Below are 23,407 nucleotides of genomic sequence, written 5' to 3' on the forward strand. Positions count from 1 at the left end.
AAAGGTTATTTGCTTGGGTTACGTGTTTGGGGTTAATGGTTGTAGCAGAATCAGTATTTGCGGGTTCCACTAACCAAACAATTGGCACTATGGCATCAAGTATTGTTGACTCTTTTGCCAACGTAACCAGACTAATTACTGGCGGTTCATACGTAGCGGGTATAGGGTTTTCTATTGGTGCTATTATGAAATTTAAGCAACATAAAGATAACCCAACGCAAATTCCAATTGGTACGCCAATAGCGCTTGTGCTAATTGCAGCCGCGTTATTGTTTTTACCATCAATTCTAAACGTTGCGGGTTACACCATGTTTGGTAGTGACGGTGGTAAGACAGCTGGCCCAAGTGGAACAATTTATACTACAACAGGTAAATAACAGCTAATTAATTGGAAAATTCAGAAGGCTTCTAGCCTTCTGAGTTTCTTTATTGTTTTTTACTAAGTAATTGAGTACAAATCGATGGCTAGTAATCAAGGGCATAAGAATTTAAAACTTGTAGCCAGTCCTGGTTCTTGGCGCCTATATTCAGCTAGAAAAGCTGATGAGCGATTTAAAGCGTTTGAATTAAAAGTATTTCAACGTGATCGATATACCTGCCAGTTTTGTGGCTTTCAGGCAAAGTTGTTTCAAGAGGTAGTAAACCTTGATAGCAACTATATGAATAATCGCTTAACTAATTTAGTGACTGCTTGCTGTTTTTGCGCACAATGTTTTTTTGTAGAATCAGTAGGCGTTGGCGGATATGGAGGCGGTACTTTAATTTATTTACCTGAACTTTCGCAGCCCGAGTTAAATAGCTTATGCCATGTTCTATTTTGCGCTATTACCAATGATACAGGCTATAAAACAAGTGCACAGAATATTTATCGAAGCTTTAAGTTTCGGGCGCAAACAGTTGAAGAGAAATTCGGTGAAGGGACAAGTGATCCCGCTATTTTTGGTCAATTAATTATAGATTCGGGCACACCCCCTGACACAGCAGATAAACTTTTTCATAATATTCGACTATTACCTTCTAGAGCGAAGTTCCGTATGCAAATTGAGCAATGGGCTGCAAGCGCATTAGAAGAAATGGCCGAAAATGGCTAATCTTATAAAATTTAATCACCTTGATAAAGAATTAATCTGAAATATATTCTATATATAAATAGGAATGCATAAGTATACAGGTTATCTTTAAAGGACTATGATTGGAAGTGTCTTTGAACTTGCTAGAGCAAAGCATATAGGTAAGCGGATTATGCAAAAAACGACAGGCTGATTGGGAACTAGTTTAATGAGCTTTAAGTAGCTTATTAATTAAAAAGATCAGAGAAAATAAGCCTGATAGTTAAACTTAAGGTGTGAATGGTTATTTAGCTACAGTTGTTGCATTTAAGCTAAAATAGGAAAGAGTATGGGTAAGTTGGCAGAGTCTTTTTTTGAAGGTGTGGATACTTTTTTCGCCTGGCTTAGTACTTCTTTAAAGCAGACGACAGAATCTTATTGTGAGTTAGAAACAGCAGATAGTCCAACAGTACTAGTCAATCATGATGGTTCTTTGCTGTCTATTATCAAAGTAGAAGGCATTACAGCGCTCGCTGGAAATGATGAATTTCACTTGCTCGTTGAGGGGCTAACTAATGCATTTCAAGCAGCCATGGGTAGGCCTGGGCATGCCTTACAAGTTTTCTTTAGCCATGATAAGCAAAACATAAAAAAGGTCATTGAGAATATTTATGAGCCAGCACATAACACCGCTGACAGGCTTGAGCTTAATTTAGCTGATTTATTTAAGGAGCGAATTGATTATTTAGCCCAGTATTGTGCTGATGAAAAGGTGTTTTTTGTTCTCTATACCAGACCTTTTAATTTGGCCCAAGATCAATTAAAGGCTGCTAATAGAGCGAAGCTTAAAATGATAAAAGACACTAAAGCGCCGCCTTTTAAAAATACCCAAACTATCTATGCCGCAGTTCCTGAGCTTAGAGATACTCACGAAGCTTATGTACGCGCTATATTAAATGACTTCGCTGCCCTTAATATATTTGCTAGCTTGCTTGAGGTTCATGATGCAATAAAAGCGATTCGCACCACTGCTGATCCTGATTTTACGGCAGATGATTGGCGAGCTACTTTACCGGGTGATAAAATTTATCCACGGGAAATTAATGATTTTGAGGGTGATCCTTCCGATTTATTATGGCCATCCCTAGCAAAACAAATCATTCCTCGTGATGCGTATTCGATGGATTTAAGAACAGTTCAAGTCGGTAATAAAATATATTCTTCGGTATTTATTGATCTCTTTCCTAAAGAGGTTAGACCCTTTATCAGTCTTTTTGCCCGGATTTTACCTGCCCATGTTCCTTGGCGAATTGCATTTTTAGTTGAAAGTGAAGGTTTAGACACGATTAAATTTAAGGGCTTATTGTCTGCCATCTTAAGTTTCTCTTCTGCGCAGAATAGGTTAATTAGTGATTCAGTCAATTTATTAAAATATTTACAACTTAATACTGATGATGCCATTGTTAAATTACGCGTTGTTGCAACAACCTGGGCACCTGAAGGCGATATCGCACTTTTACGGCGTCGTAGTTCTGAATTAGTTAAGGCACTTCAGGGGTGGGGCTCTACCGATGTGTCAGAAATTTGTGGTGATCCTTTTGCAGGCTTTGTATCAAGCATGCCAGCTACCACAACAAATAGCGCAGCCGTGCCTTCTGTTGCACCTCTGTCTGATGTCATAACCATGCTGCCAATTACACGACCTGCCTCACCATGGAAAACGGGGGCGATTTTATTTCGCTCGCCTGATGGTAAACCTTGGCCTTACCAACCTGGTTCCACGCAGCAGACGACTTGGATTGATTTAATGTATGCGCGTCCTGGATCGGGTAAATCTGTTTTGTCTAATGCGCTTAACTTAGCACTATGCCTATCAGCAGGTTTAAATAGATTACCACGTATTGCCATTATTGATATTGGGCCGTCAAGTAGTGGTTTGATTTCTCTTATTAAAGAAGCACTTCCTGTCTCTAAACGTCATTTAGCTGCTTATCATCGCTTGCGTATGACGCCTGAGTACTCAATTAATCCTTTCGATACGCAGCTAGGCTGTCGTTATCCGACAGCGAATGAGCGCTCTTTTTTAGTTAATTTTTTAACCTTGCTTACCACACCGTTAGGTGCTTTAAAGCCCTATGATGGCATGGCAGATTTAGCAGGTATGGTTGTTGACGAGCTGTATAGAAGTATGGCGGATGAATACAATCCTACTCCTTATGCACCAGGTGTAGAGGAGTTTATTGATAGTATTTTAGAAGAAATTGGGTTTATTCGAGATTCTAAATCAACGTGGTGGGAAGTGACAGATTCTTTGTACTCAGCAGGCTTTATACATGAAGCGTTATTAGCTCAACGCTATGCTATGCCATTGATTGCCGATGCCGCCTCAATTTGCCGTACAGCATCTATTGAGGATTTGTATGAAAAAGTTACCACACCAACTGGCGAATCGTTAATCAACGCGTTTTCACGCATGATTTCAGGCGCCGTACGTGAATACCCAATCTTATCACGGGTGACGAGTTTCGATATCGGTGATGCGCGTATAGTCTCTCTGGATTTAGATGAAGTAGCAAAAAGTGGTGGTGATGCTGCCGATAGGCAAACTGCAGTTATGTATATGCTTGCTCGGTATGTTTTGGCTCGCCATTATTACCTAACTGAAGAGAGTATGAGCAATATTCCTGATCAGTACAAAGACTACCATAAAAATCGTATATTAGAGATTCGCGAAGATCCTAAGCGTATTGTTTATGATGAATTCCATCGTACATCAAAATCAGCGGCTGTTCGTGATCAAGTTATTATTGATATGCGTGAAGGTAGAAAATGGAAGGTGCAAATTGCTTTGCTTTCTCAATCTGTAGAAGATTTTGACTCCGTCATGATTGATTTTGCCACATCTATTTATATTATGGATGCGGGTCCCTCTCAAGCAGTAGACAAAACCACACAAATTTTTGGTTTATCTGATACTGCAAAAATTGCTCTTCGTACACGCGTTCATGGCCCACGGGCTGGCGGAGCAACGTTCTTAGCTCAATACTCGACTAAGAATGGTATTAATGTACAGTTACTTACTTTAACGCTTGGCCCAATTGAGTTATGGGCTTTTAGTACTACCGCTGAAGATGCTGCAGTTCGTAATCGTTTATATAGACACTTAGGGCCTGCTGAAGCAAGACGTGTATTAGCTAATTTATTTCCTAATGGCTCAGTTGCTAAAGAAGTAGAAGAGCGGTTAGCAGCTGTGAAAGCACAGGAAGGTTTAATTGAGGAAGATGCTAAACAAAGCGTCATTGAGCAATTGCTTCATGATATTTTAGAGGCTTATTCTAAGGATACAAATATTAAAGTCTTACCCTCTAAAGTAGTTTAGTTAATAGGCCTTAGCAGGACTAAAAAGGGTTTAATAAATATTGGCATAATTTCTGAATAGCAATCACTACTTTTATTTATTGCTAAGCTCATGTGCGCCCGCTAATTTTCCTGTTTTTGTTGCTATTAAATACTGTAACGTTAGCTAATCAAGTCCATATCATCGCTGTAGGCGATGTATTATTACATCTGCCTTTGCAAAAGAAAGGAGGCAAAGATGGTTTTAAGTCAATTTGGTTAGCCGTAATTCCACAATTACGAGCTGCAGATATTACCTATGGCAATTTAGAAGGGCCTGCTGCTGAAATGATAGACATGCATGGCAATGTGACTGAGAAAGAGAGTAAAGCGTATACAACGTTTCCAATGTTTAATTACCCGCCAGCTTTAATTACTGCCTTAAGGGATTCAGGATTTAATATTGTATCTACAGCAAATAATCACGTTTTAGATAGGTATGCAATAGGTATAGATAAAACGATTTCACTGCTTCATAATAACTGGCTTGCATTTACGGGTACCAGGCGTCAAAACAGCCAAGATGTCTGGTATAGTACTTTAAAAGTAAATGACTTATCTATTGTATGGCTTGCTTGTACACAAGATACGAATGGTATTTTTGATAAATATCGGCAAGTGTTGCATTGCAATCGCGATAAGCAGCTGATTTTATCACTTATCGACCAATTAGCTAAAAGCCATGATGCTGTTATAGTCACACCGCATTGGGGGGTAGAGTATCAAACGAAGCCTAATCAATCCCAGAAAAAATTTGCTAAAGAGTTAGCCGAGGCGGGCGCTTTAGCTATTTTAGGTTCTCATCCTCATTGTATGCAGCCATTTAGTTGGCTTAAAACGAGCCAGGGAAAGCAAGTATTTGTTGCTTATTCTTTGGGTAATTTTATTTCTAATCAAGGTAGCTTAAAGAATCGCACCAGTGGTTTACTTTCTTTATATTTAGAAAAAAATAATAAAGGGGTTGCAATCGTTAAAGTAGCATTTAGCCCGACTTATATGGAAAATCGTGGTGGCCAAATGCAGTTACATAAAGTAACAAATAAAAAACATGCTGCGTATCAGTGGTTAAAGAATCTGCTTGGCGAAGAGTATTTAGTCATTAATGGTCATGATAAAAATAGATAGCCTAATTTGTTGGTATAAATTTGGTAGACTCTTCAGCCTCTGTTAATTCTTTTAGAACTAATTTATTTGTTATTCTATTAAACATCTTTTCGGTACTAGAAACGGGTGTGAAAAAGCTAATAAAGCGATTAGCGCGTTTTTGAAATAATATTGCTTCTTTTTGGTCTAAAAAGTTTACTATATGCTCCAGGAGTTGTGTGGCATTTAAGCTTGAGCTGCCCGCAATGTCTTTGTATAAATTTTTCAATTCATCAAATTTTATTCGGGTTTTAGCGCTTGTGCAGTTTAACTGAGGAATTTCTTCTAATCTTTTATAGATTTTATTAAGAACACGAGTTTGATCATGAGTTAAATCATTATATACAGTGGGTGGTGGGGGTAAGATATAAAAGGAAGTTTTATCAGGCACGCCTCCTTTTAATTTAGTCTTATACCGTAGGGGGATAAAGAATTGCTTTGAGATATTCGTTTTAAATCCGAGAATTACTTCAATGATGTTAACAGCACTATGACGGCAAGTATTTCCTGCATGAATTTGGTTTGTGTCCACAAAAATATTATTTTTAGATCTTAAGTTTACCGGCTGCTCTATTGTGGGAGGAAAGGTACATTCTTTTAATTTTTTATATTTAAATACAATCTCATGAGACTTTAGATTGGCTCGATTTGATGTTTCTATAGGAACATAGGCTTCAATCGCTTGGCTTGCAATCTCTTTTTGGGTTTTATAAATACGCTGTAAGGCGTTAACAAAGTTTGGATTAGCCCACTGTTTTTTCTCAATTGCAGCAATAATTTCTATGAATTCTTTTGTCTGATTATAATTGATTGCATAGGCTTGATAGGCAATAGCCGTTTCATGAGCATGTTGGCGTGCAATGCCCTCATCAGCGATTCTAGCTAGGGTTTGTGAGCTTAGGTATTTCATGGTCATTTTAAGCTCGCTCTCAACATCGGGATCAATGTCGTTTGTTTTACCTACTCGTGCGAGTAAGATAGGATTCCCATCTTTAACGACACCTAACATTAAAAAACTATGTCGTTCTTGTTTACCTAAGGCTAAGAAAAATTCATCGCGTTTATTCAGTATAAGTTTAGACGGCATAAATCCCTCTACGAGTAGGTTCTAGTCTTTTGGCAACCGCTTTTATTGGTAGCCTGTGATTAAAGCAGTACATAAGTTTATTCATGATTGTTACTGTAAGCAAGTAGGTCATGTTGCTCAAAAAGGTTAAATCAGTATAAATAATCATCATTTTTAACGTGCGGGTGCTAAATGATTCTGGAATAAAGCCATTAGCTGTTGGGCTGAGGGACCGATTTTTTGTGGATTATGATGGACTAAATATAGAGGGTAAGTGCGAATATTATCTTGTTTCAAATAGAGTGGCTTAATAGGCAAATTTCGGTCTTCCACTAATTGGCTAGGTAGCCAAGAAAATCCTATGCCGTGAGCGACGCATTGAATTTTCATTTCCATAGAACTAACTTTCCAGTTAAATTCTGAACCAAGCCAGCCTTCATTTCTTTGTTTTTTTGTGCCTGAATCTTGAGCGATAATATAACGTTCATGATAAAGATCATCTACCGTAACTTCCTTTTGATGTAAGGGACTGTCAATGTGTGCGTAAGGAATGAATTGAATATCCATGAGCTTATCACCGACATATCCTGCTGGAATGCGTGAAATAATAGCTAATTCCGCCTCCCCATTAACTAACAGGTCGCTAGGGCCTGATAAGAGGCCATGTTTTAAAATAATACGAGTTTGTGTATTCTCTAAACCAAATTGTCGCAGTATTGTCAGCAGCAGCTTAGGCGGAAAGATTTCATCTACCGCCAAGCGTAAGGATTTCTCGTAGGTAGACTTAAAATTTTTAGCTGTGTTTTCAATATTTTTAGCTAAACGGGTGAGTTGCTTAGATAAATTTAAAATTTGCATGCCTTGCTCAGTTAGTATGGCTCTACGGCCTTGTAGGGTTAAGAGTTGTACACCTAAGGATTCTTGTAATTTTATTAGTGTATAGCTAATACTCGATTGGCTTTTATGTAATTTCTCTGCCGCTTTGGCAAAACTTTTTTCTTCTATAACAGTTTGTAATACTCGCCATTGCTCTAAAGTTACTTTAGCCATTTTGCCTTCCATTTTATATCTAAAAAACTGATTAATTTAAGCTGAAATTTGCGCTTTTTTATTGTTTTATACCATTTATAATCAAATTTTTTAATAAAAAGGAGATGAAATGAAAAAAATAGTGCTAATTTGTTTGTTATTAGGTTTTGCTATTCAGGCGCAAGCCAGTTTGACTGAGCAAGAAAAAAATAAGGAGGTTGTGACGCAATTTTATCAAAAAGCAATTAATAATAAAGATTTCTCTGCTGCGGAAGTTTATCTAGGGCCATGGTATATCCAACATAACCCACTAGCTAAAGATGGGATAGAGGGTCTTAAACAATACATCGATTATTTAAAGCAAGCTTTTCCCGAGTCACATAGTGAGATTAAGCGAGTTATGGCGGAAGGTGATTATGTTATTTTACATGTTCATTCAATAAAAGAGCCTGGCACGCATGGGCAAGCTATTATTGATATTTTTCGCTTAGAGAAAAATAAAATCGTAGAACATTGGGATGTCATTCAAACAATTCCAGCAGAATCTGCTAATAGCAATGGTATGTTTTAATGAGATGATTTAAATGCTCTGTTCTTTCAGTGTGAACTCGACATAAAAGCGAAGTTAGAAAGACTAAGTCATTGCGAACCTTTACGAAGTCAAAGGTGAAGCAAGCCAGATCGGTGCTACTTACAACACCCGACCTGGATTGCTTCGCTCCGCTCGCAAAGACGAGCAAATGGCTCTTTTAAGACAAATTAAACGTAGATACTGTCTTTAAAATCAAGCTAAACTTCATTAAAAGGCTAGTTATTTCTAAGGACAGTGTCAACGTTTACTGCCATCTCCGCGTAGGCGGAGATCCAGGCTTAATATTAGCATCATGCCATTATCAGGCTAGATTCCCGTCTACACGGGAATGACAATATTCGGCGTTATTCATATTGTGAGACCTAGCAAGTAGCCTGGGTGTAGGTCCAAAGGGCCGGAACCCAGGTTTCACTTTGTTTCACCTAAGCTATGTTTAAAGGAAGTGGTCCTCTTTGCAACAATACTGCGTGAAGATGATAAATCAGTTTGATTTAATCGCAAATACACTTAATCTAAACAGTTAATAAAGAGCGCAGCAATAGCAGCCAAATTTAGCTAAATTTTTTAACCATTAAGCAATGTCTTGATTTAAATTAAACCCAGTTAAAATGCCTGGGCTAAAGGGATTAATTTGATTTTGTGTTTTTAATAAATAACGCCCAGAATTACCATTTACTTCAAAAAGAATTTGTAAGCTTGCACTGTCATTACTATCGACTAACACATTAACTTTTTGTAGCATTTTAAAGAAGGCCCAGACGCCTTTTTCTTCAAGTTCAAAATGAGCACCATCAATAGCATTTAAGCTTAATTTGGCATTGGTCTCAGGCCAGCTAAAATTAGTGTAGGATTCACTGGTTTGAGTATCTTTAAGTGTAATTTGACCAATATCAAGTTGTAAGCTTCCAACCATAGGATCTAAATTAATTTTTTGTAAGCTAAATTCAATTCTGCTTGTTGAAGCATTATCAGGGAAAAACATATTACTAATTACATTTGCACGAATAAGCTCATTAACTAGATCAGTAGAAATAGGTAAAACATAACCATTAAGTTCTTTAGGCTGCCATTGTGGGTGGGTAGTGTCTAAAAATGGTTTTAAGTATTCATTAACGAAGGCGTTAAGCGTGCCTTGTGGTGCAAAAAATTTGTTAAAATCTGCAAGGGCTACTTCTTCCCCTTGTAATGAATCTAAAGGATAACGATGCGCAATTGTTGTCTGATAGACATTAAACACATTATCTTGCCATTTTTTATTTAAGTATTTTTTACTATCATTTATAAAAATGAACCAAGTATCATCAGCTATTTGTTTTGCCCAACTTGCTACTGGTTCAGGAAATTGCCGTGCTTTATTATACAGAGTACTTAGCGGGTCTGTTACACTTTCACCAAGAAAACGAGAACGAGTTAAATTAAAAATGGTTTGGCTATGATCATTTATAAGCGATAAAGTGGTTAAGAATTTTTCAAGCTCATTGATGTTTTGGGTAAATTCTTGCGCTGCAGAGGCAGTCATTAAATTTAATGGCGTAAATTGATTTGCTATTTTTTGATTAAATAGTTCAAATTGCTGCTCAGCTTCCGGACTTGTTTGCTGTTGCATGAGGGTAAGTAAATTAGTGATGGCATTGGTTTGCTGTAAAATTTGAGTTAATTGGCGTGCCTGTTCATAACCTTGATAATGATGAGGCCTTGTGCGTCTAGCAAAATTTTGCCACCAAGTAACATAGTCAAAACAATAGGCTTGTTCTAATTGGGCAGGAAGTATATCTAAATCTTGCCGTGCTAAAACCCAATTTTCTTGCTGTAACTTTTTAGTAATTTCCGTAAGTGACGCAAGAATTTGCTTAAATCCTGCCTTAGTAAAGTAGATTGGTAATTCTCTACTTGCTAAGTCAAATCCTTTTATGTCAAGCGTAACTTTTTGCCTAGGAAAATAGCTCTTTGCTAATGAATAGTATAAATAATTCACTGGCAAGGCATTTAAATAATTTCTGACATCACTAACTAATTGGTGGTTAATGACTAACGGTTGAAAAGGCTGCTTAAGCGCATTTTTAAGTAATAATTCTTGGGTGTCATCAAGTTCGGTTGAATGCCGCATTTGCCAATATTGTTTAAACCAATGGCGTATTTCTACTTCAGAAAAATGCTCAGGTTCGCCAAGCATCAGATAAATTTTTAGTGCTTGATAACGTGCAGATTGTGTTTGTGACGGATTAGTTAGTGTTTGTTCAAGGTTAGTGACTAACTCCGGTAGAAAATTATGCCGTAATTTTGCTTTTGTGTTTTTATGTAATTTAGTTTTAAGCTGATTAATAACAGAAACCTGTAGTATGCCTTTAGGTATCAAATTTAATTTATTTTCCGCAAGCGAGAGATGATAAAGTGCGGAGGCGTGATTAGATTGATTACTTAGTGTTTCATAGGCTATTAATTCTTTGCTAGTTTCATCTAATAATTGCGCAGTCTTAAAATATTGATAACTTAAACCAATTAATAATAGCCCAGCCAAAGCCGCGGTGGCACCAATCATTAAGCGCTGCTTTTTGCTTAGTTGCGATAAATGATACTGGGTTTGTACTTGAAAGGCCTGGATAGCATCTGCAATAAAGTAAGCCCGGTAATTAGTGGATTGTGGAAATTTATCTTGTAAAACGAGGGCATATTCATGTTGAATTCTTTTATTAAGCCTATCTACACTTAATCCCCCTTGTTCAGCGCTACTAAAGTAAATCGCTTGTAAGCTTACTAAATTGGAATTGAGGTGTTGTAGCAACGTTTGAATAGGTGCACGTAATCCTGCCAATTGGAGAGGGAATTCACGAATTAAGGTGCGTTTTACAGTTGAGCGGGCAGGATGTAGTTTATTAATGATTTGTTGGCCAAGCAATTCAATCATTTTATCAAATTGAATTTTATAGCTAGACAGCAGCTGCGAGCGTTCCTGCGCTGATTCAAGTGAAAATCCTAATGGTTTTTTTAAGTTAAGGTCATGCTCAGATTGAAAAAACTCAGCAAAGCCTGCTAAGGTATCTAGCTTCGTAAACATCAATGCCGCATCAATAGGATAACCAAGTGCACTGACAAAGCGCTCGAGCAATAAGGTATGGGATTTACACTGCTCTTGTAGATTTAAAGGCTCTACTAGAAATAAATCGCTGCAATCAATGCATAACATGATACCACTAATTTTAATCCCTTTATGGCAACGGTTTAACTGTTTTAAGCTCGAGGCTAATAGCGTTTCACGTTGATTAAGCCAAGTTTCACCGAGCTCTAAAATAATACCTAAGTCATTATAGAAAATTTGTGCCTGACTCTCTGCCTCTATTGCATAATGCTTAAGCGAACTTTGTTTTAGTAGGGCACTTTTTCCTTGATTTATTTTTCCTGTTAAAAGAATAAATGAAATAGGATTGTTTTGTGGTTTTAATTGTGCGCTAATTCGTTTTAATGCTTCACATAAAGCTTGTAATGACTTATCCATTAATCATCCAATTTCGCTATGACCGCATGCCCAAATTGGACTGCTTTGGCTTTACTATCGAGTATAAAGTAGCTCGTTAGGTAACTAACAAGTAAAGCGCTTACTAATCCTAAACTAATCATTAAAACTTGTTTATAGCTTTTTCCAGTCACTTCTGCTTTTTTAGACTCTTTAAATAAATGGCAAGGCTTATTAACGCGGTATTTTTGTATGAGCTGAAATAATTCTTCGAGCATATTGTCTAGTACCAAACGCCCATCAGCTTTCTGATGTTGCTTTCCTTCAAATCCAACAATAAGACAATAATAAGCAAGTTCAATTAAATCTAAATATTGATTAGGGCTTTCTTTAATATGATTAACAATATCAAAAAAACGTTCCTCTGGCCCTATGCCATCATAAGAAAGTGGCGTAAAGGCTTTAAATTCTGCCGAACGCCCATATAAGCGTAGATAGCTTTTACCCAACAGTTCATCGATGGTTGCACACAGCAAATAGTGAGCTATTGCATCAAGCTCTTCTGTGTAGGCTTTGCCATCAAGTCGGCTATGAAAAGCGCGTAATTCATGCTCAATATTTTCTCTTATTTGCTGTAGTGGTGGAAGAGAAGGGCTTACACATAAACGCTCTAAGAGAGAAAGCAAGGGGCCTGCTGCTGCAACCAAGGGATTAGCTGTAAATGGAACAATAAATAATTTAGAACGATAATAGACTTGCGGCGTTTGTTGATTGCCTGATAATGGTAGTCTTCTAGCAAGAGAGGCCGACATATACCCAGCTGTCATAGCTTCACTCCAAAGAATTAATGTTCCCGTTTTATAGTGGGAAGCAAATTAACAAAAATTAATACATGAGGCTTTGGTAAATCGCCCTCACTTTAATTAGCTGCAATTATATTAAAGTTAAAAGAATATAAACCTCTGTCGAAACTTGCTTGACAAGTCAATGCTCAAACTCGTGTATACTGCAATTATTTTCGTAAAGCCTAATAAGTCCCTTGTATTTCGTTAAAACAAAATAATTTGGCTTTGCAAGAAGTCTATTTCCTCAAATAAGACTTAAAGATAATACGTCATCTAAGAATTCTTGTCGATACGGCAGTAAATTTAATCTAGCCTCTGCGCATCTGACTGTCTCTTGGTTACATCGCATCAAGAGACAGGGTTCTACTCTAGGCTAGTTCTACTAACTACAGATAGTAGGTTGGCCTGTTACCATAACTTAAGTGCCACATCGCTGGATACCGCGGTCAAGCCGCGGTAATTCGTTTTCTCTTTGGCTTCTTTCCCTTCTCTCGAAATACCGTGGCTTGACCAGGGCATCCACTTTGGCCGCGGTAATTTGTTTTTCTTTGGCTTTTCTATTCTCTCGAATTACCGTGGCTTGACCACGGTATCCACTTTGATTGTTATATCATCTGACTAGTGCAGCTAAATAGCTCATCTAGCAAATAACCTGGGTAAAATGAGGTGAAAGCCAGGCACATCTTAACTGATTCCTAGTGAATACCTTTAAACTTATGGTACCTTAAGCAGCTATAGTTTTTTGAGCGTTTCAATTTAACGCCGTTATAAGAAAAATGAAATGACTTATGAAAAATAATCTTCTAACGACTTCTGCTAAATACCGAGCTGATATAGATGGCTTAAGAGCGTTAGCCATTATATCTGTTGTAGGATTCCATGCTTTTCCTCATAGTTTGCCTGGTGGATTTATTGGTGTGGATATCTTTTTTGTCATTTCTGGTTTTTTAATTTCTACTATTTTATTTGAAAACTTAGAAAACAGCACCTTTAGCTTTAGCGACTTTTATACTAGACGAATTAAGCGTATTTTTCCTGCTTTATTAATTGTACTGACAAGCTGTTTGATATTTGGTCGGTTTGCCTTATTTTCAACAGAATATAAACAACTTGGAAAACATATAGCAGGTGGCGCAGGTTTTATTTCTAACTTTTTTTTATGGCAAGAGGCTGGTTATTTTGATAAAGCCGTTAATTATAAGCCGTTGCTACATTTATGGAGCTTAAGTATTGAGGAACAATTTTATATTATTTGGCCCCTATTATTATGGTTAGCGTTTAAAAAACAATTAAATTTATTAATTATCACAAGCATAATCCTTGTTCTTTCTTTTTGGCTTAATATTCACACGATTTATCGTGATGCTGTTTCGACTTTTTACTTACCGCAAACACGTTTTTGGGAATTATTATCTGGTAGTTTGTTAGCTTGGTTTAATTATTATAAAAGCAAAGAATTAAATAACTTTAAACAAGTCTTTAATTCTTATTTTGTAACTAATTTTTTAGCGCTACTCGGATTTAGTTTAGTTTTATATGCTCATTTTCATATCAAAAAAACAGTGAATTTCCCAGGATTTTGGGCATTACTTCCTATTTTAGGTGCGGTTTTGTTAATTGCCGCTGGTAAACACGCCTGGATAAATCGCTATATTTTAGCGAATCGGTTTATGGTCTGGATAGGATTGATTAGCTTTCCTTTGTATTTGTGGCATTGGCCTATTTTATCCTTTATAAAAATAATGGAACCTAACCCGAGTGCTATAGTGCGCTTGTGTGGGGTAATTTTAGCAGTTGTTTTAGCGTGGTTAACCTATAAACTCATTGAAATTCCCATTCGCTTTAATTCTTATAATAAAAATAAAACCGTAACTTTGTTAGTTTTAATGAGTGCCATAGGTGGTTTAGGTGGTATTGTTTATAGTGAATCAGGGTTAATCTTTAAAGGTGAGCAACTTAATAATACGGTAGCAGAGCTTATTGCCAATCCTCTGCCGCTGGTCAACGATTTTGAATGCTCAAAGTTAATTCCTGAATTTAAGCAGCTTAATTTTGATGCAGGTTGCAAGCTATCTAAAAACAGGTTACCCGATATTATGTTTATTGGTGATTCGCATACAGCGCATTATCGTAATGCTGTATGGAAGCAATTTGCTGATCATTCTGTTTTAATGATTGTGCAGACTTCGTGTCTTCCTTTTGCTAGTCATCATTTTTTAAAAGGCGAGTGTCAGAAAAAATATGAAGCCATCTTGTCTTTTTTAAAAGATAACTCAACCGTTAAAAAAGTCTATTTATCGGGCTATTGGTCTTATTTAATGACTGGCGGCTTTGCAGTGGAACATGATCACTGGCGACGCGCCAAACCAATTGATTCGGAGGGGATTGTAAGTTTTCAAGAAAATGGCAAACGATTAATTGCTACTATTCTTAATAGCAAAAAGGAAGTAATCTTTTTAAAAGATATTCCGGATTTAGATTTTAATATTAATTCTTGCTTTAATGTTAGGCCGTTGCACTTACCTTTTCATCCTATTAGAAGCAATTGCTGGATAGATTTTGCTAACTATCAGCAACGAATTGCGCCTTATGACGAGGTGATTAATGAATTGTTAAAAAATTTTCCGCAAGTAAAATTATTCGACCCTAGGCCTTTATTTTGCAATGACAATAAATGTTACGCGCGTGATGCGCAATTTCCTTATTATTTTAATGGTGATCACTTAAATCACTATGGTGCTGAGTTAGTTATTAAAGACATGTGGCATAAATTCAGTAGCGAACTAAGTTAATAGCTACTAGTTAAAATAGATTAATAAACCTTGATGTAAGGCTTAATTGTTATTTCTCTTTAGCTACAAAACGAATTGCACGTTGTCATCTGAGATAGCTTTCATTATTATAGATTCTCTCATGTTCTTATGAAGATTAATTTACAAGGAGTGTATTAATGTTTCGCTGCATCCATCCTATTTATTTAGCAAAAACGATTACTAACTATCCAAAAGAAAGAACACTCCGTTATTCGCTATTAGTTAGTAGCTTATTACTGGCTTCTCCTGGTTTTGCCAGCGACGATTGGTTACCACTAATTTCACAACCAACTGAATTTCTTTTGCAGAAACTTCCGCTGCTCAAAGTCACTAAAGAGTTATTTGCTATTGGTGTCCCAGGTAGCCCTGGAACAGTACCACAAGGTGGTGCTGGCGGTGGCGGCGGTACTGCTGGAGGTAATGGTGGCATAGATGATACCCCTGGAACCAATGGCGGTGGCGTTTATGGGGGGGAAGGAGGTCTTAGTCAAAGTACCGGTGGTACGGGTGGCGCTGGGGGGCTAAATGGCGGGGGCGATGGTGGTAGTAGCTATAATAGTAGCTATGGTGGCGGTGGTGGTGGCGGTGGCATTATCTTAACCGGTAGTAATATCGGCGCTGGCGCTGGTGGCGGTGGCGGTGGTGGAATAATTGATGATGTTCTCAGGTTATTTGTTGCTGATGGCGGCGGCGGCGGTGGCGGCGGCGGTGTGGGCGGACTATTTGTCAACCAAGCTGGGGATATTGGCGCAAATACAGGTGGTGCAGGTGGTGCAGGCGCTGCGGTACAAATTGATACTGGCGGTGGTGGTGGCGGTGGTGGTGGTAGTGGGGCGGTCTTAAGCGGTGTAGTGGATGCTTTTACTAGTGCAGCAGTTGTAGGCGGTACTGGCGGCCAGGGTGGTACTAGCGGTATCGATTTAAGTAGTAACGGCGGCGCAGGCGGTGGCGGTGCAGGTGGTTATGGCATTATCCTAGCTAATCAAGGCCGATTTACTATTAACACGTCTGGGGTAGTGGCTGGCGGTGATGGCGGTGATGGTGGTACTTCCTTTGGTGGCGAGGGGGGAACTGGAGGTCAAGGAGGAATTGGTGCGCTTTTTATGCAAGGCGGAACTTTAGTCAATGACGGCAGTATACTTGGCGGCGCGGGCGGTAATGGCGGCAATGGTTATTTCTTTCTTGGTGGTAATGGTAACCTTGGTGGGATGGGTGTGCAATTTATAGGAGCTGGTTCCTTAACTAACGTAGGATTAATTATTGGTGGTGTTGGTGGTGACAGTGGTTTTAACCCTAACAATGATTTTTCTGGCGCTGGCGCTGATGGTGGTATGGGTGTTCAATTCACAGCAGCTGGTGAATTAATGAATGCTGGCTTGATTAGTGGGGGTAATGGTGGCTCCGGTGAAGTTAGTGGCAATGGCGGTGTGGGCGTGCAATTGCTAGGGGCTGGTAACGTAGCTAGCTCAGGAATAATTATCGGCGGCAATGGCAGCAATAGTGGTGATAGTACGGGTGCTGGCCCTGCTGGCGGCATGGGCATGCAGTTCGCAGCAGGTGGCCAATTAATTAATTCTGGATTGATTAGTGGAGGTAATGGCGGTGCTGGCCTAACTGGTGGCGCTGGTGGCATGGGCGTAGAATGGCTGGGCAATGGTACTATAGTTAACTCTGGGACGGTTACCGGCGGTAATGGCGGTAATGCATCTGGGCCTGGCGCTGTGGGCGGCGTAGGCGGCACGGGTATGCTATTTTCAATCTCTGCAGTAAGTAATAATGTAACAAATGCCGGCACAATCAGTGGTGGTAACGGTGGTGCTGGCCAAACTGGTGGCGCTGCTGGTATAGGCATAGACTTGATAGGGAGTAATGTATTTAATGCAGGAATAATTACCGGCGGTAATGGCGGCAGTAGTAATACCCCTTCTGGTGTTGGTGCTACGGGTGGCGTGGCCGTACAATTAGCAGCAGGTGAAATAATTAATTCGGGAAGAGTTAGCGGCGGGACTGGTGGTACTGGTTTTTATAATGGTGTTGGTGGCACAGCTATACAGGGTGTTTTTTTAAGTGTTATTAACAGCGGCACAATAGAGGGTGGTTTGTTCGCAGATGGTACAAATCGTGCTAAGGCGATTGAATTTTTAGGTGGTACTAATCGTTTGGAATTACGACCAGGTTCTTCTATTTCAGGTTTAGTGCTTGCAGTCGCTGGTGGAAGCGATATTTTTATATTAGGTGGCGAGGGCAGTGATACATTTAATGTAGGGTTACTCAGTTCAACCGGCCAATATCGTAACTTTGCCGCTTATGAAAAAACAGGCAATAGCACGTGGACCTTACGAGGTTCTTTATTAGATTCTTCTATTACCCCGTGGATTATCAGTCAAGGCACCTTAAGCATTCAACAAGATGCTAATTTAGGGGCTCTCGCAGGTGGACTAACCTTTAATGGTGGCACTTTGCAAAATACAAGTCCTATTATTAGTTCTCGTTCGATGACATTTAATGCACCGGGTGGGACGTTCGAAACATTATCTAACTTAACCTTAACAGGCTTACTTAGTGGTTCAGGTAACTTGACTAAGGCAGGCTCTGGCACGCTAATATTAGCTGCTAATACAAGCGGTTTTACCGGTAATACGCTGGTTCAGGCTGGTACTTTACGAGTTGAGAGCTTGTTAAGTGGGGATGTTATAGTAGGTCCTAATGCGCGCTTAAGTGGTAATGGGCAGGTAGGCTCTACGTTTGTCTATGGTACTGTTGCACCGGGTAATTCAATTGGCACCTTAACCGTAGCTGGTGATTACTTACAGGCGGCGGGCTCTACCTATGAGACTGAGATAAGTCCCTCTGGTGCTTCTGATTTAATTTTAGTGCAAGGTGTAGCAACATTTGAACCGGGTGCAGGTGTCTATGTATTGAAACAGCCTGGAATTTATAATCCTGGTCGTTATACTATTTTAACAGCTGCGGGTGGTGTGAATGGTACGTATTCTATTTTTAATCAAAACCTGCCTTTCCTTGATTTGATTATAAATTATGATGCTAATAATGTTTACTTAGACATTTATCGTAATACCGCAACCTTCCCTGATTTTGCCGCGACACCTAATCAAATTAATGTAGCAATTGCTGCGGAAGGATTAGGGGCGGGTAATGTTGTTTATGATGCGTTGGTAAACCTTGCCAATGCTACCGTGTTTCAACAGGCTTTAGACAGTTTAACAGGAGAAATTTATGCTTCAAGTCTTAGCGCTTTAATTGAAGAGAGTCGTTATTTACGTGAAGCTATCTTCACTCAGTTAGATGGCATTATTAACAATGCTGTCGATTATGGCTCAGGTTTCACTGTTTGGATGCAGGATTATGGTGTATGGGCGGATATAGAGGGTAATACCAATTCCGCAACCTTATCCCGTAACTCTCAAGGATTTTTTATTGGTGCTGATAAGCTATTTGGCGACTACACGCGGGCTGGTATTGTAGGAGGCTATACAAGTTCGGATTTTGATGTAAATAGTCGTCACTCTTACCTTGACCTTGATAATTATCATTTAGGCCTTTATGGTGGCACTCATTTTAATCAATGGAATGTAAGCGCAGGCGCTGCCTACACGTGGCATGAGCTAGAAAGCCAGCGTATTGTATCATTTCCTCTGTTTTACAATAGTTTAATTAATAACTATCGAGGCGATACAGTACAAGCTTTTGGCGAGCTAGGGTATCATGTTAATTTTAGAGGGTTTCAATTAAAGCCATTAGCTAACCTTGCTTATGTCGATGTAAATATAAATCAGTTTACTGAGCAAAGTGGCCCTGCCGCATTGCACGCCTATCGCGCGTCTCAAGATATGGTTTACTCGACTGTAGGTGCTAGAGAAATGGGCATGCTCTATCAAACAAGCCGTTTCACAGTGAATGAGCGTGTATTTTTAGGCTGGCGACACGCTTACAGTGATTTAACACCGCAATCAGTCTTTACCTTTGCTAGCGGTAGCTCACCTTTCTTAATAAGCGGTACACCACTTGCTAGGAATTCACTGCTCATTGATGCAAGCCTTGACCTCACCAAATGGAATAATAGCGCTCAAATAGCTATTGCATACATTGGACAATTTGCAGGGAATATTAAAGAAAATGGCGTGGCTGCAAGATTTACTTGGCAGCTTTCTTAATACTTAAAACTCTAGAAAGGCTAAAGAGGTTATTTAGTCTTTCTAGGGTACTTAAATTTCGACAACAAGTCAGGTATATTTTACTTTGAATTTTATAATAGAAGTTTTATGAAATATTTTCTTATTCTTTCTGCAGCAAGAACAAGATCGTCTTATTTAGAGCAATTATTAAACTCGCACCCGAATGTTGTGTGTCATGGCGAACTTTTTCATCAGGATAAAGTCATGGCGAGACTACCAATCGTAAAGGATGATCTTAATTATTTGAATTTTCGTAATACGGAGCCTCATAAATTTTTAGATGACATCGATGAAAAGACCAAAAAAACACACCCTAACGCAGACATGTTAGGATGGAAATTGTTAACGTATGATTATCAAATTAAACATGGTTTAACAGCAATTCTTGCTAGAAAACCCAAAATTATTTTTTTAACCCGCGAAAATTCGCTAGCTTGGTATTCATCTTTGCAATTGGCAATAAAAACTAATGTATGGTTTACTCATCAACCAATAACACATCAATCACAAGTTACCTTTTGTCGTAAGCATTATGAAGAAACAATAGAACGTCAATTTCGCGAAGATTTACGCGTAAAAAGAACCGTAATGGCCCACGATTTAGAGTTTTTTCCATTTGATTCTGAAGAGATAGGTAAACCTAAAGCGATGACGAAATTACTGAAATTTTTAGGATTAAAAAGTGCAGCGCTTTCTTCACCCATTGTGCAACAGAATTCTTCTGATATTTTATCACGTTTTACTAATCCTAATGACGTGCTAACTTATTTGCAGGATATAAGAAGATTGGAATGGGTAAGTGAATAGTTTAAAATTAATTGTGAGCTAGCATTCAATCGCTTTTTGGGTAATAAATCGTTTTCTGCGCTCCATACCAAATTTAAAAAATTGCCACTTATCTCGGAAATTAACAAAATTACCATTTGCTAAAGTAAAGGCCAGATAATTAATAAAATTAATATGTCCGAAAATAAAAAGGTTTCTTAAATAAAATCGTTGCCGCATTAGCTCTATTGGTTGTATACCAAGTTCGCCCACACGCGAGTTAATATAATAAAATGCTTTTTCAGTACGTAGCATTAAATGCTGCAGCATGTCTAAATCTAGTTTTAAAAAATCGTCATTAGTAAACCAATTATTACCATGTAAGCGATATAAACCTAAGGGTTTTTTTATAGCAACAACGTCGCCCATTGCTGCAGCCCAAATTTGTAAAGGGAAGTCTGCATCAATTCTGGTTAAAAAAGGATCCATAGGAAGGACTTTTTTAAGAAATTTTCTATTAAAACTTAAAAAGGACGTAGGCGGAAGTAGAGTTTCGCTTGTCTTATAAAGCAGCTTGCTTAAGTTGCCCTCTGGAAGTTGTTTAGGAAAGACTTCGCCAATATTGAGATTTTTATCGGCATAATGCCCTTGGTTATAGATAAGAAAAGCATGTGGATTGGTAGTTGCTGCTTCAGCTACATGGCGTAATTTATCTTCAAAAAAAATGTCATCAGAATCTAAAAAGCAAATCCAATCACCCTGAGAAAGTTGAAAGCCTGCATTAAAAGCGTAGCCTTGTCCTCTATTTGCTGGTAGGAAGAGTGTCGTGATTTTATCTTGCTTTTGGTAAGCTTCAATAACACGTCTAGACTGATCAGTTGAGGCATCATCAACAATAATAATTTCAAAATCAGTAAATTCTTTTTGTGTTAAAACACTTTGTATGGCATCAGGAATGAATCTAGCATAGTTATAATTATCAATTATTACGCTGATAAAAGGTTTGCGCATCATTTATCCTCTGTAATACAAGCATCTATGTTGTTGTATGAACCCACAGCCATCTATCACTCTGACAAAACCGCTAATTTGAAATACCGTGGCTTGACCACGGTATCCATACCCATGCCACGTCCTAATGGATACCGCGGTCAAGCCGCGGTAATACGGTATTTATTTTTAATTAAGCTCATCTTTACTTCCTTGAGCTCGAGACATTATTTATTCCTCTTGCCCGAAATACATTAATTCCTTTAACTCGAAATACCGTGGCTTGACCACGGTATCCATACCCATGCCACGTCCTAATGGATACCGCGGTCAAGCCGCGGTAATACGGTATTTATTTTTAATTGAGCTCATCTTTACTTCCTTGAGCTCGAGACATTACTTTGTCCCCTTGCCCGAAATACATTAATTCCTTTAACTCGAAATACCGTGGCTTGACCACGGTATCCATACCCATGCCACATCCTAATGGATACCGCGGTCAAGCCGCGGTAATACGGTATTTCTTTTTAATTGAGCTCATCTTTACTTCCTTGAGCTCGAGACATTACTTAGTCCCCTTGCGCGAAATACTATTAATTCCTTTAACTCGAAATACCGTGGCTTGACCACGGTATCCATGCCCATGCCACGTCCTAATGGATACCGCGGTCAAGCCGCGGTAATGCGGCATTTCTTTTTATTTAAGCTCGTCTTTACTTCCTTGAGTTCGAGACATTACTTAGTCCCCTTGCGCGAAATACTATTAATTCCTTTAACTCGAAATACCGTGGCTTGACCACGGTATCCATGCTTATCTTCAATCCTGTTAGAATACCTTAATCAAGCCGCGGTAATGCAGCATTAAGGATGTTATATAACCATTTAATCCTGACTTTATGTTAATAAGCTAAGGCAAGTTGCTAACACTTGCTCAGAGATATTAGGTGTATTTTTTTGTTGTTCGTGTTCGGCACGTAGATCAACCCATTCTTTAAAGGATAACTTTTTCCATTCTTCATTAAGTATATCTTTTATCGTTTGGATAGGGTTTAAAGTAGGGTAGATAGTTAACCCGACTCTTAATTCTTTTAATTTATTACTAATCCACTCCGTTTCAAAATTATAAGGTAGAGTAAACTGCACAATTCCAGCGCTTAAGCCTGCCTCAGCGACTACCGTATTGCCATGATGAATAAGGTAGGAAGATGAAGCGATTGTTGGTAAAAGTGCTTCAATGTCGTCAAGAATCTGCATATGCCTTGATTCAAGAAACAGGCGGAGTGGTTGCGGGATATCAGGAATAAAAAAAATGCCTGGGATTTCTAGCTCCGTTAAGCCAATAATAATTTCTTCGATATTAGGATAAGTCATTTCCAAATAAGCAAAAAAATAGGGTTCTTGTATTTGGGTTGTTATGGGTTTAGAGAATTCATTAAATACCCCAAATTTTTGCTCTTTACTGCGAAATAGCAAATAAGGGTCAAATAAAGGTAAATGAGCAATAAACGCATCTTCTGATTTAAGAAGTGCATCAAAATTAGCTGGCGATGCTTTGTTGCGCCGCTGTTGTACTTGATGCATATTTTCTAGCATCGCCTGGGTAGTTGTTAGGGGTGCTGTGTCTGGACGCAGGCGCGGAAAATCAGGCAAATTAACAGGAGGTAAGCTAAATCCATCGGTAACCTGCACCAAGGGTATTTTTTCATAAGCAGCTAAACAAGCCACTGGTGCACAATCGGCAATTAGTAACTGCGGCTTTAATAAATTGAATAAATGTTCCCAGCATTTAGTTAAACAATAAAGGGTTTTAGAATGATTAAAGCCTAATAAAGCTAACCTATCTGCAAAGCCACCAATTTTATTTAGTTTTTTTGACTTATGCAGAATAGGTGTGGGTGCAGAAGGCGCTTGCAAAAATGGTGCATCAAAGCTTGGTAAGTTTGGAAGATTGACGCCTACTAAATAGGCGTCATGGTTGTGCTTTAATAATTCTTTTTGCAAATAAAAAAAATTTTTTAAAAAAGATGTATTGCGTTCATATTCCCAAGCTAAAACAACAGTAGCCATGTGCT

Annotated in this window: 14 protein-coding genes; 8 read left to right on the forward strand and 6 right to left on the reverse strand. The window is 38.5% G+C overall.

The window, feature by feature from the left end; all coding sequences use genetic code 11:
- Positions 1 to 35 precede the first annotated feature (35 nt).
- The 4 genes from DYE47_RS03425 to DYE47_RS03440 all read left to right on the forward strand — a co-directional run bounded on the left by DYE47_RS03425 (position 36) and on the right by DYE47_RS03440 (position 5,570).
- Positions 36 to 377 (forward strand): type IV secretion protein IcmD, encoded by a 342-nt coding sequence (locus tag DYE47_RS03425; protein ID WP_115304001.1) that lies wholly within the window; start codon positions 36 to 38, stop codon positions 375 to 377.
- Positions 378 to 461: 84 nt separating this feature from the next.
- Entirely contained in the window at positions 462 to 1,091 is a 630-nt protein-coding gene (gene icmJ / locus DYE47_RS03430; protein WP_115301923.1) for a type IVB secretion system protein IcmJDotN, read from the forward strand.
- A gap of 307 nt (positions 1,092 to 1,398) precedes the next feature.
- A complete protein-coding gene (locus DYE47_RS03435) occupies positions 1,399 to 4,428 on the forward strand; it encodes a type IV secretion protein IcmB (protein ID WP_115301924.1) in 3,030 nt (1,009 codons plus the stop codon).
- Between the two features lie 92 nt (positions 4,429 to 4,520).
- Positions 4,521 to 5,570, forward strand: a complete 1,050-nt coding sequence (locus DYE47_RS03440) for a CapA family protein (protein WP_115301925.1) — start codon at positions 4,521 to 4,523, stop codon at positions 5,568 to 5,570.
- 1 nt (position 5,571) lies between these two features.
- On the opposite strand, the gene DYE47_RS03445 is transcribed toward DYE47_RS03440, so the two are convergent.
- A complete protein-coding gene (locus DYE47_RS03445) occupies positions 5,572 to 6,675 on the reverse strand; it encodes a hypothetical protein (protein ID WP_115301926.1) in 1,104 nt (367 codons plus the stop codon).
- A 153-nt stretch (positions 6,676 to 6,828) separates the two neighbouring features.
- Positions 6,829 to 7,704 (reverse strand): LysR family transcriptional regulator, encoded by an 876-nt coding sequence (locus tag DYE47_RS03450; RefSeq protein WP_115304002.1) that lies wholly within the window; start codon positions 7,702 to 7,704, stop codon positions 6,829 to 6,831.
- Between the two features lie 109 nt (positions 7,705 to 7,813).
- Between DYE47_RS03450 and DYE47_RS03455 the strand changes: the two genes are divergently transcribed.
- Entirely contained in the window at positions 7,814 to 8,254 is a 441-nt protein-coding gene (locus DYE47_RS03455; RefSeq protein ID WP_115301927.1) for a nuclear transport factor 2 family protein, read from the forward strand.
- A 592-nt stretch (positions 8,255 to 8,846) separates the two neighbouring features.
- Here DYE47_RS03455 and icmF read toward each other — a convergent pair.
- Positions 8,847 to 11,768, reverse strand: coding sequence for a type IVB secretion system protein IcmF (gene icmF, locus DYE47_RS03460; RefSeq protein ID WP_115301928.1), 2,922 nt, complete (start codon positions 11,766 to 11,768; stop codon positions 8,847 to 8,849).
- The gene (icmH, locus tag DYE47_RS03465) at positions 11,768 to 12,553 is read right to left on the reverse strand and encodes a type IVB secretion system protein IcmH/DotU (RefSeq protein ID WP_115301929.1); all 786 of its coding nucleotides are present in this window, start codon (positions 12,551 to 12,553) and stop codon (positions 11,768 to 11,770) included. Before icmH ends, icmF begins: the two co-directional genes overlap by 1 nt.
- Positions 12,554 to 13,359: 806 nt before the next feature.
- Here icmH and DYE47_RS03470 point away from each other — a divergent pair.
- The 3 genes from DYE47_RS03470 (at position 13,360) to DYE47_RS03485 (ending at position 20,387) form a co-directional block, all read left to right on the forward strand.
- Positions 13,360 to 15,363 carry an acyltransferase family protein gene (locus DYE47_RS03470; RefSeq protein ID WP_115301930.1) on the forward strand — a complete coding sequence of 668 codons (2,004 nt, stop codon included), beginning with the start codon at positions 13,360 to 13,362 and terminating at the stop codon, positions 15,361 to 15,363.
- Positions 15,364 to 15,521: 158 nt separating this feature from the next.
- Positions 15,522 to 19,559: an autotransporter outer membrane beta-barrel domain-containing protein gene (locus tag DYE47_RS16475; RefSeq protein ID WP_160149833.1), complete on the forward strand. Its 4,038-nt coding sequence runs from the start codon at positions 15,522 to 15,524 to the stop codon at positions 19,557 to 19,559.
- A 108-nt stretch (positions 19,560 to 19,667) separates the two neighbouring features.
- On the forward strand, positions 19,668 to 20,387 hold the full coding sequence (locus DYE47_RS03485) for a hypothetical protein (RefSeq protein WP_115301933.1): 720 nt from the start codon (positions 19,668 to 19,670) through the stop codon (positions 20,385 to 20,387).
- Between the two features lie 18 nt (positions 20,388 to 20,405).
- On the opposite strand, the gene DYE47_RS03490 is transcribed toward DYE47_RS03485, so the two are convergent.
- Together DYE47_RS03490 and DYE47_RS03495 are read right to left on the reverse strand one after the other, a co-directional pair.
- Complete coding sequence (locus tag DYE47_RS03490; RefSeq protein ID WP_115301934.1) at positions 20,406 to 21,359, reverse strand: glycosyltransferase family 2 protein; 954 nt, start codon at positions 21,357 to 21,359, stop codon at positions 20,406 to 20,408.
- Positions 21,360 to 22,229: 870 nt separating this feature from the next.
- Entirely contained in the window at positions 22,230 to 23,402 is a 1,173-nt protein-coding gene (locus DYE47_RS03495; RefSeq protein WP_115301935.1) for a hypothetical protein, read from the reverse strand.
- Positions 23,403 to 23,407 lie beyond the last annotated feature (5 nt).

Origin of the sequence: Legionella beliardensis (assembly GCF_900452395.1) — a bacterium.
Taxonomy (GTDB): Bacteria; Pseudomonadota; Gammaproteobacteria; order Legionellales; family Legionellaceae; genus Legionella_C; species Legionella_C beliardensis.